2 protein-coding genes and 1 pseudogene are annotated in these 11,180 nt (G+C 78.6%); all 3 read right to left on the bottom strand.

All coding sequences use genetic code 11. The annotated features are described in order from the left end of the window. Positions 1 to 9 precede the first annotated feature (9 nt). Positions 10 to 1,395, bottom strand: a complete 1,386-nt coding sequence (locus BJP25_RS11385; RefSeq protein ID WP_075974761.1) for an FAD-dependent oxidoreductase — start codon at positions 1,393 to 1,395, stop codon at positions 10 to 12. Further along, positions 1,392 to 6,452, bottom strand: a pseudogene (locus tag BJP25_RS11390) (beta-ketoacyl synthase N-terminal-like domain-containing protein); the annotation flags it as partial. The gene BJP25_RS11385 and the pseudogene BJP25_RS11390, both read right to left, overlap by 4 nt. Positions 6,453 to 6,472: 20 nt before the next feature. Then, a partial coding sequence (locus BJP25_RS11395; protein ID WP_075974763.1) for a type I polyketide synthase occupies positions 6,473 to 11,180 on the bottom strand: 4,708 nt, incomplete at its 5' end.

The raw sequence follows: 11,180 nt of genomic DNA on the forward strand, positions 1-11,180 counted from the left end.
CGGGGGCGCTCAGCCCGTCGGGAGCGCCCCCCGCACCACGCGCCACTCGTCGTCGCGCAGGGGCACCTCGCGCAGGGCCGGGCGGGCGCCCGCGCCGGTCATGGCCGCGACGACCTCGGGCCGCTGGAGCGCGGCGAAGGTCGAGTTGACGGTGATGACCTCGGTCATGGCGGCGTTGACCACGGGGTGCCGCAGGGCGAGCGCGCCCACCCAGCGGGAGATGTTCTCCGCCTCCGCGGTGGGGACCAGCGCGGCGCGGTCGACCAGGGTGGTGCGGCAGTCGGGGTAGCGCACGTCCTGGGTGGTGGCCGCGGTCCAGGGCGTCTCCACGACCTCCGCGATGGCGCGCTGCGCGCGGGCGGCGAGGCCCGGGGCGTGGCCGTGCCCGCGCAGCGCGCGGGACAGCGCCACCGCGGAGCGGGCGGCCGAGGACATGCCGGTGCCGTAGACGGGGTTGAACGCCACCACGGAGTCCCCGAGGGCGACCAGGCCCTCCGGCCAGCCCTCGCCCCCGCAGTGCAACCTGCGGTTGGCGGCGCTGCGCGAGGCGCGCGGGGCGGTCAGCGGCTCGGCGGCGCCCATGAGGCGGGCGATCACCGGGTCGCGCAGGGAGGCGGCGTACTCGGCGAAGCCCGCCTCGTCGACCGGCGGGGTGGCGCCCCGGGTGCCGGTGAGGCTGATGATCCACCGACCGTCCTCGACCGGGACGAGGCTGGCCGAGCGGCCGGGCTGCCCGCTGCGGTAGTCGGCGAAGACGTTGACCACCGGGAAGCCGGTCTCCGCGCCGCGCGGGGCGGCGAACACGCGGGTGCTGTAGGCCAGCCCGGAGTCGACCACCTCCTCGGCGGGCTCCGGGGCGCCGAGGGCGGTCAGCCAGTGGCCCAGGCGCGAGGCGCGGCCGGTGCAGTCGACCACGAGGTCGGCGGGCACGACCTCGCCGTCGACGACGACCCCGGTGACCCGCCCCGCGGTGCCCGCCAGCCCGTCGACCTCGCCCGCGCGCACGGTCACCCCGGGCAGGGCGAGCGCGGCCTCGCGGACGGTCCAGTCGGTGAGGTCGCGGGTGCAGGTGATCATGAACTCGGTGGCCGGGAACCGGTGCTGCCAGCCGTCGGCGGACAGCGTCACCACGTCCTCGGGCACGCCGAGGCGGTGCGCGCCGCGGGCGCGCAGCCGGTCGGTGGTGCCGGGCAGCAGCTCGTCCATCGCGCGGGCGCCGCCGGACATGAGCACGTGCAGGTGCTGGGCCTGCGGCACGCCGCGGCGCGGGCGCGGGCCGTCGGGCAGCGCGTCGCGCTCGACCACGGTGACCCGGTCGGTGCGCCCGGCCAGGGCGGCGGCGGCCAGCGTCCCGGCGAGGCCGCCGCCGAGGACGACCGCGTGCGTCGGGTTCATTCGCTCTCCCTCGCGACGTGGTCGGTGAGCCAGCGCTCCACGGCGGCCGCGACGTGCGCGGCGTGCTCACCGACCATGGTGAAGTGGTTGCCCGGCACGTCGACGCCGGTGTGCTCGAACGGCCAGGAGGTGCGCCAGCTGTCGTCGGCCCACTCCCCCAGCGGCTCGGACGCGCGCACCAGCAGCGTGGGCGCGGTCAGCGGCGCGGGCTTCCAGTCCAGGAACCGCTCGTAGTAAGCCGAGGAGGCGGTCAGCCGGGTGTCGTCGACCGGGACGTAGGCCTCCTGCCGGTCGAGCACCCCCTCCACCAGCTCGCCGCGCCACTCGACCATCGGCGCGGCGTTCTCCCAGGAGTACAGGTCCAGCAGCACCAGCCCGGCGACCGGCCTGCCGCGGCCCTCCAGGTGCTGGGCCAGCGCGTGCGCGGTGATGGCCCCGGCGGAGTGGCCGACGAGCACGACCGGGCCGTCGACGTGCTCGTCGAGGGTCGCGGCGAGGAAGGCCAGGACGGTGTCGGAGTCGGCCGGGACCAGCTCGCCCGCGACGAAGCCGGGCAGCGGCAGGGCCAGCACCTCGCGCACGCCGCGCAGCGACCCCGCCACCCTGGCGAACTCGTGCGCGCCGGAGATCGGGGACAGCCCGGCCACGCAGACCAGGGTGGGCGCGGTGTCGCCCCGGCTCAGCCGCACGGGGGGCTGCGGGGCGAGCCGGTCCAGGTCGGTGGTGCCGGGCCGGAAGGCCGCGATGTCGTTGACCAGCGGCAGGAACTCGTCGAGCCTGCCCGCGGCGACGGCGGCGGAGTACAGCTCGGTGAGCAGCCCCGGGCCCGCGGCGTGGGGCACCCCGGCCGGGCCGCCGTCGAACTCCGCGCGCAGGCGCTCGGCGAGGTCGACCGGGGTGGGGTGGTCGAACAGGACGGTGGCGGGCAGGGCCAGGCCGGTGTCGTCGCGCAGGCGGTCGCGCAGGTCCATCGCGGTCAGCGAGTCGAAGCCGGACTCCAGGAAGGACCGGTCGGCCTCGACGTCCTCGGGCCCGGCGTGGCCGAGCGCGGCGGCGGCGTGCGAGCGGACCAGGTCGAGCAGCGCGGCGGCGCGCTCGGCGGCGGGGACCGCGGCCAGCCGCTCACCGAAGCCGCGCGCGGCGCCCGCGTCCTCGGTGTCCACCGTGTCCTGCACGGTGTGCAGCTCGCGGAACAGGGTGGGCGGGCGCAGCGCGGCCCAGGACCCGACCAGGCGCGGCCAGTCGACGTCCGCGACGACCACCGGCTCCTCCCCCGCGCCGACGGCGGCGGCGAGGGCGGCCAGGGCGGTGTCGGCGGGCATCGGGCGCAGGCCGCGCCCGAGGAGCACGGCGTCGGACTCGGCATCCACCGAGGGCCAGGGGCCCCAGGCCACGGCCGTGGCGGTGGCGCCGCGGGCGCGCCGGTCGCGGGCCAACTGCTCCAGGCCCGCGCAGACCAGCCCGTGCGCGCCCTGCCCGACCGCGCCCCAGGTGGAGGCGGCGGAGGAGAACAGGACGAACGCGTCGAGGTCGCGCCCGGCCAGGGCCCGGTCGAGGTCGCGGGCGGTGTCGAGGGCCGACAGGTCGGGGTCCAGCTCGGTCAGCGGGGCCAGTTCGCCCTCGTCGACCACGTGCACCACGGCGCTGACCGCGCCGCCGCGCTCGGCCTCGGCCAGGGCCGCGGCGGTGGGGCCGGGGCCCAGCGGCACGGCCTCGGCACCGGCGTCGGCCAGCCACGCCGCCACGAGCCGCCCGCGCGGGGAGTCCACGTCGGTGACCAGGACCCGGCCGCGGGGCCGCCACGGCTCGGCGCCCGCGGGCAGCGGGGCGGGGACGAGGCGGCGGGCCTCGACCCCGCCGCGGCCGATGAGGACCTGGTCCTCGCCGTGGTCGCCGTCGAGGACGGCGGCGAGCCGGTCGAGCGCGGCGGGGTCGGCGTCCTCGGGCAGCTGGACCATGCCCGCCCAGGTCTGCGAGGACTCGATGGCGGCGGTGCGCCCGACGGCCCACAGCGCGGCCGGGTCGGGGCCGACGGTGGCCGTCCACACCTGGCACTCGGGGTGGGTGGCGACGAAGCGCAGGGTGGAGCCGAACGGGTCGGCGCCCAGCGGCAGGAACGACAGCACGGGGCGGGCGCTGTCGAGCGGCACGTCGGTGACCACCTCGGCGCCGAGCCGGTCGGCGGCGGCGCGGACCCAGGGGTGGTCGGCCCGCTCCGGCGGGGCCAGGACCAGCCACGGCCTGCGGTCGTGGGCGGGGCCGGGGTCGACCGGCAGCCAGGCGACGCGGTAGCGGGCGGCCTCGACCGCGGAGTCCCGCTCGCGCCCGCTGCGCCAGGCGGCCAGCGCGGGCAGCACGGCGGCGACGGCGTCGGGCTCGGCGTCGATGAGGTCGGCCACCGCGGCGGGGTCGGCGGCGCGCACGGCGGCCCACAGGTCGGCGTCGGGCTCCGGCGCGGCCTGCGGCGCGGGGGCGGGCTTGGGCCAGAACGCCTTGCGCTGGAAGGCGTAGGTGGGCAGCGGGACCGGGTGCGCCCCGGGCAGGGCGGCGGTCCAGTCCACAGTGGAACCGGTGGCGTGCAGGAAGCCGAGGGCCGCGGCCAGGGCGGGGGCCTCGTCGGCGCGCACGGCGGGGACGCAGGGCAGGTCGTCGGAGCGGGTCAGGGCGGTGAGCACGGCGTCGGGGCCGACCTCGACGGCGCGGCCGACGCCGAGGCCGGGCAGGTGCGCGACGGCGTCGGCGTAGCGGACCGCGTCGCGGGCGTTGCGCACCCAGTGCTCGACGTCGAGGACTTCGGCGGTGACGGGCCCGCCGGTCACCGTGGACACCAGCGTCCTGGTGGGCGGGGCGAACTCGACCCCGCGCAGGACCTCGCGGTACTCGTCGAGGACCGGGTCGATGAGCGCGGAGTGGAAGGCGTGGCTGACCGAGAGCTCCTTGGAGCGGAAGCCCGTCGCGGCGGCGCGGACGGCGTCGGCGTCGCCGGAGAGCACCACCGACTCCGGCCCGTTGACCGCGGCGAGGCTGACCCCCGCGCCCAGCAGCGGCGCCACCTCGGCCTCGGAGGCCACGACGGCGACCATCGCGCCGGTCTCGGGCAGCGCGTCCATCAGCGCGCCGCGGGCGGCGACGAGCGCGCACGCGTCGCGCAGCGAGAGCACGCCCGCGAGGTGGGCGGCGGCGATCTCGCCCACCGAGTGCCCGATGAGCACGTCGGGGCGCACGCCCCAGGCCTCCAGGGTGCGGGCGGTGGCGACGGAGACGGCGAACAGGCCCGGCTGGGCGATCCGCGTCCGGTCGACGGGGCCGCCCGCGGCCAGCACCGCGCGCACGTCGGGCGGGAAGCAGTCGAGCACCTCGGCCCAGGCGGCGGCGAAGGCGGGGAACGCCGCGGCCAGGCCCAAGCCCATCCCCGCGCGCTGCGCGCCTTGGCCGCTGCACAGGAACGCGGTGCGCCCGGACGCCGTGGGGACCTCCTGGCCGTCCCAGGCGGCCAGGCCCCGGGCGCCCACGACGACGGCCCGGCGGCGCAGCAGGGCGCGCGTGGTGGCCAGCGACAGCGCCACGTCGGCCTCGGCCTCCGGGTGCTCGCGCAGGTGGGCGGCGAGCCGGTCGACCTGGGCGCGCAGGGCGGCGGGGCTGTGCGCGGAGACGACGAACGGGACCGCGCCGACCGGCTCGGCGGCCGGGCGCGGTGCGGGCGCGGGCGGTTCCTCGACGATGACGTGGGCGTTGGTGCCGCTGATGCCGAACGAGGACACGCCAGCGCGGCGCACCCGCTCCCCCGGCTCCCAGGGCCGGGCCTCGGTCAGCAGCTCGACCTCGCCCGCGCTCCAGTCCACGTGCGGGGTGGGCTCGGCGGCGTGCAGGGTCCTGGGCAGCAGGCCGTGGCGCAGCGCCAGGACGACCTTGAGCACCCCGCCGACGCCGGAGGCGGCCTGGCTGTGGCCCAGGTTGGACTTGAGCGAGCCCAGCAGCAGCGGCCCGCGCCCGCCGCGGGCGCGGCCGTAGGTCTCCAGCAGCGCCTGGGCCTCGATGGGGTCGCCGAGGCGGGTGCCGGTGCCGTGCGCCTCGACGGCGTCCACGTCGGACGGTTCCAGGCCCGCGTCGGCCAGCGCGCGCTGGATGACCCGGCGCTGGGCGGGCCCGTTGGGGGCGGTGAGGCCGTTGGAGGCGCCGTCGGAGTTCACCGCGGACCCGCGCACCACGGCCAGGACGGGGTGGCCGTTGGCGCGCGCGTCGGAAAGCCGTTCGAGCACGAGCACGCCCGCGCCCTCGGCCCAGCCGGTGCCGTCGGCGCCCGCGCCGAAGGCCTTGCACCGGCCGTCGGGGGCCAGGCCGCCCTGGCGGGAGAACTCCAGGAACGCACCGGGCGTGGCCATCACGGTGACCCCGCCCGCCAGCGCGAGCGCGGACTCCCCCGAGCGCAGCGACCGCACCGCCAAGTGCAGGGCGACCAACGACGACGAGCAGGCGGTGTCGACGGTGACCGCGGGACCCTCCAGGCCCAGGGCGTAGGCGACCCGGCCGGAGACCACGGACCCGGCATTGCCGGTGGCGATGTGCCCGTCGACCGGCTCGCCGGAGGCCACCAGCAGCGGGGTGTAGTCCTGCCCGCTCGCGCCGACGAACACCCCGGTGGCGCTGCCGCGCAGCCCGGACGGGTCGATGCCCGCGCGCTCCAGGGCCTCCCAGGAGGTCTCCAGCAGCAGCCGCTGCTGGGGGTCCATCGCCAGCGCCTCGCGCGGGGAAATCCCGAAGAACCCGGCGTCGAAGTCACCGACGTCGTGCAGGAAGCCGCCCTCGCCGGTCAGGCCCTCGGCGCCGCGCAGCGCGGCGAGGTCCCAGCCGCGGTTGGCCGGGAAGCCGGTGACGGCGTCCGCGCCGGTGCGCACCAGCTCCCACAGGTCCTCCGGGGAGCGCACGCCGCCGGGGTAGCGGCAGCCCATGCCCACCACCACGACCGGGTCCGGCTGGGCGTCCTCCAGCTCCCGCACCCGCGCGCGGGTGCGGTGCAGCTCGGTGATGACCTTCTTCAGGTACTCGCGGAGCTTGTCCGCCTCGGTCGCCGGTGCGCTCACAGCAGTCCCAAGTCCTTGTCGACGATGTCGAACAGATCGCTGTCGGAGGCCTCGTCGAGGTCGAGCCCGTCGCCCTCGGCGGGTTCGTCGTCGAGGGCGGCCAGCGCGCGGCGCAGCCGGGCGGCCAGCCGGGCGCGGTCGTCGCCGCCCAGGTCCAGCTCCTCGACCCTGGCCAGGCCAGCCAGCAGGCCGTCGACCTCGTCGGCCTCGGCGCCGAGCACCGCCTCCACCAGGTGCCCGGCCAGCTCCTGCGGCGTCGGGTAGTCGAAGACCACCGCCGCCGACAGGACCGCGCCGGTGGCCGCGGCGAGCCGGTTGCGCAGCTCCACCGCGGTCAGCGAGTCGAAGCCGACGTCGCGGAACGCCCGGTCGGCGGCGACCGCCTCCGGGCCGGGGTGGCCCAGGACGGCGGCGGCCTCGGCGCGGACCAGCTCGGTCAGCTCGGCGCGCGCCCCGGCCCGGTCGAGCGCGGCGAGCCGGGCCCGCAGCTCGGCCCCGCCGTCGGCGGCGACCGGCGGCGCGGACGCCGCCACCGCCTCGGGCAGCGCGTCGAACAGCGGGCGGTGGCGGGCGGCGGTGAACGCCGGGGCGAACCGGGCCCAGTCCACGTCGGCCACGGCGACGGCGGTGTCGCCCGCGGCCAGGGCGGTGAACAGCGCGTGCACGGCCGCGTCGGGGTCCATCGCGCGCACGCCCTGGTGGTCGAGCACGGCGGTGGCCTCCCCGCCCGCCATGCCGCCGTCGGCCCAGGGGCCCCACGCCACCGACGTGGCGGGCAACCCGGCGGCCCCGCGGCGCTCCGCGAGCGCGTCGAGGTGGGCGTTGGCGGCGGCGTAGGCGGCCTGCCCGGCGCTGCCCCACGTGGCCGAGATGGAGGAGAACAGGACGAACGCGTCCAGCTCCCGCCCGGCGACCAGCTCGTGCAGGTGCGCCGCGCCCTCGGCCTTGCCGCGCAGCACGGCGGCGGCCTCGGCCGGGGTCAGCGCGTCGGTGGGCTGGAACTGGCCGACCCCCGCGGCGTGCACGACGGTGCGAAGGTCGGGGTGCGCGGCGACGACCTCGGCGAGCCGGTCGCGTTCGGCGGCGTCGCAGGCCACCACCTCGACCCGCGCGCCCAGTACCGTGAGCCGGTCGACCAGCTCGGCGGCGCCCGGGGTGTCCGCGCCGCGGCGGCTGGTGAGCACGACCCCCTCGGCGCCGCGGGCGATCAGCGCCTCGGCCACGCGGACGCCCAGGGCGCCGGTGCCGCCGGTGATCAGGGCGGTGCCGCTGGTGCGCCAGTCGCGGGCGACCGGGGCGGGGGCGTGCTCGACGCGGCGGACGAGCGCGCGCCCGTCGACGACCCGGACCTGGTCCTCGCCGCCGCCCGCGAGCAGGGCGCGGACGGTGGCGTCGGCGGTCGCGGCCTCGACCAGCCCACCCCAGCGGGCCGGGCGCTCCAGGCCCAGGACCCGGCCCAGGCCCCACACCTGGGCCTGCTCGGGCTCGTCGTCGCGGGTCAGGCACCACAGCGGGGCGTCGAGGTCGGCGTCGGCGAGGGCCTGGGCGAGCAGCAGGGTGCCCGCGAAGCCGCCGGTGAGCCCGTCGTGGACGCCGGTGTCGTCCGCCAGCAGCGACACGACCCGGTCCACGGGCGGCTGCGCGGACAGGCGGGCGGCCAGCGGCCCGCGCGACCCGGCCGGGTTGACGACGAACTCCGCGACCTGCGCCCCGTCCGCGGCCAGGCCCGCCAGCACCTCGTCCACCCACGGGGTGCGGGTGGGCGGGACGGCGACGAGGACGCGCCCGGTCAGCGCGGCCGGGGTGACCTCGTGCTCGTGCCAGGTGGCGCGGTAGCGCCAGCCGTCCGCGGCGCCGCGCCCGGCGCGGTCGCGGTGCAGGGCGGTGAGCGCGGGCAGCACCCCGCGCAGGTGCTCGGGGTCGACGGCGAGGGCGGCGGCCAGCTCGTCGGGGTCGCTGGCGGCGACCTCGGCCCAGAACCCGCCGTCGGCGGCCGGGGCCGGGGCCGCGGTGGGCGTCACCCAGTGGTGCTCGCGCTGGAAGGCGTAGGTGGGCAGCGCGACCGGGCGCGCGCCCACCCCGGTGAAGAACGCCGCCCAGTCCACGGCCGCGCCGTTCGCGTGCAGCGCGGCGACGCCCGCGACGAGCGATTCCGGCTCGGGCCGGTCGGCGCGCAGCAGCGGGACGACCGCGGCGGGGGCGTCGGCGGGCAGGCAGCCCGCGGTGAGCGCGCTGAGCACCCCGCCCGCGCCCAGCTCGGCGAAGCGGTGCACGCCGCGCCCGGCCAGCGTGGCCACGCCGTCGGCGAAGCGGACCGCGGACCGGGCCTGGCGGACCCAGTAGTCGGCGGTGGCGATCTCGGGCCCGGCGACGTCGCCGGTCACGTTCGACACGACCGGGACCCGCGGGGCGTGGAAGGTCAGCCCTTCGGCCACCGCGCGGAACCGCTCCAGCACCGGCTCCACCCTGGCGGAGTGGAAGGCCAGGCCCACGGCGAGGCGCTTGGCCTTGGCGAACCCGGCGGCGACGCGCTCGACGGCGTCGGCGTCGCCGGAGAGCACGACCGAGCGCGGGCCGTTGACCGCGGCGATCTCCACACCCGGCGCGCAGACCACCTCGTCCTCGGCGGCCTGCACCGCGACCATCGCCCCGCCGGGGCCCAGCTCGCGCATGAGCGAGCCGCGGGCCAGCACCAGGGCGCAGGCGTCGTCGAGGTCGAGCACCCCGGCCACGTGCGCGGCGGCCAGTTCCCCGATGGAGTGGCCCAGCAGCGCGTCGGGGCGCACGCCCCAGGACCCCGCGAGCCGGGCCAGGGCGACGCCCAGGGCGAACAGCGCCACCTGGGTGAAGTCGGTCCGGTCGAGCAGGGCCGCCTCGGGCGTGCCGTCGTCGGCGAAGGCGACCTCGCGCAGCGGCCGGTCCAGCCCGGCGTCGACGCGGGCGCAGACCTCGTCGAACGCGTCGGCGAACACCGGGTAGGCGGCGTAGAGGTCGCGCCCGGCGCCCGCGCGCTGCGAGCCCTGGCCGGGGAACAGGAAGGCGGTGCCGCCGAGCCCGGGGCGGGCGGTGCCGGTCGTGCCCCGCCCGGCCGCGAGCGCGTCGAGGCCCGCGAGCAGTTCCTCGGCGTCACGGCCGACGACCGCGCCGCGGTGCTCCAGGTGCGCGCGGCCGGTGGCCAGCGCCGCGGCGACGTCGCCGGGGTGCGGGCCGTGCGCGCGGACGTGCTCGGCGAGCCTGGCCGCTTGCGCGCGCAGGGCGTGCGGGGTCGCGCCGGACAGCAGCCACGGGACGGTGGTCGCGGCGGGTTCGGGTGCCTCGGGTCCCACCTCGGGGGCCTGCTCCAGGACGACGTGGGCGTTGGTGCCGCTGATGCCGAACGCGGACACGCCCGCGCGGCGCGGGCGGCCGGTCTCGGGCCAGGCCGTCGTCTCGTCGGCCAGGCGCACCGCGCCCGCGGTCCAGTCGACGTGGGCGGTGGGCTCGGTGACGTGCAGGGTGCGCGGGACGACGCCGTGGCGCAGCGCGAGCACGGTCTTGATCACCCCGGCGACGCCCGCGGCGGCCTGGGTGTGGCCGATGTTGGACTTCACCGACCCCAGCAGCAGCGGGGTCTCCCGCTCCTGGCCGTAGGTGGCCAGGAGGGCCTGCGCCTCGATGGGGTCGCCCAGGGCGGTGCCGGTGCCGTGCGCCTCGACGACGTCCACATCGGACGCGCGCAGGCCCGCGCCGGCCAGCGCCGAGCGGATGACCCGCTGCTGGGCGGGGCCGTTCGGCGCGGACAGGCCGTTCGACGCCCCGTCCTGGTTGACCGCCGAGCCGCGCAGGACGGCCAGCACGGGGTGGCCCCGGCGCTGGGCGTCGGAGAGGCGTTCCAGCAGGACGACCCCCGCGCCCTCGCCCCAGCCGGTGCCGTCGGCGGAGGTGTCGAAGGCCTTGCAGCGGCCGTCGCCCGCCAGGCCGCGCTGGCGCGCGAAGCCGATGAACATGCCGGGGGTGGCCATCACCGTCGCCCCGCCCGCCAGCGCCAGGTCGCACTCCCCCGACCGCAGCGCCTGGGCGGCCAGGTGCAGGGCGACCAGCGACGCCGAGCAGGCGGTGTCGACGGTGACCGCGGGGCCCTCCAGACCCAGGGCGTAGGACACCCGGCCGGACAGGACGCTGCCCGCGCCGCCGGTGAGCAGGTGGCCCTCGGCGCCCTGCGCCGTGGCCGCGAGCGCGCCGTAGTCCTGGTAGTTGATGCCCGCGAACACGCCGGTGGCGCTGCCGCGCAGGCTGTGCGGGTCGATGCCCGCCCGCTCCACGGCCTCCCAGCAGATCTCCAGCATGAGCCGCTGCTGGGGGTCCATCGCGGCGGCCTCGCGCGGGGAGATCCCGAAGAACCCGGCGTCGAACTCGCCCGCGCCGGTGAGGAAGCCGCCCTCGCGGACGTAGGTGGTGCCGGGCTTGTCCGGGTCGGGGTCGTAGAAGGAGTCCAGGCTCCAGCCGCGGTCGGCGGGCACGGCGCCCACGGCGTCGCGGCCCGCGACCAGCAGCTCCCACAGCGCCTCCGGGTCGCTGACCCCGCCGGGCAGGCGCAGGCCGAGGCCGACGAGCGCGATCGGCTCGGTGGTCGGCGCGGCGGTGGTCGGGGCGGTGGTCTCGGGGGGGGCGGCCCCGGGGCGCCCGCCAGCTCGGCCAACAGGCGGGTGACCAGGGCCAGGGGGG

This window comes from Actinokineospora bangkokensis (genome assembly GCF_001940455.1).
GTDB lineage: Bacteria > Actinomycetota > Actinomycetes > Mycobacteriales > Pseudonocardiaceae > Actinokineospora > Actinokineospora bangkokensis.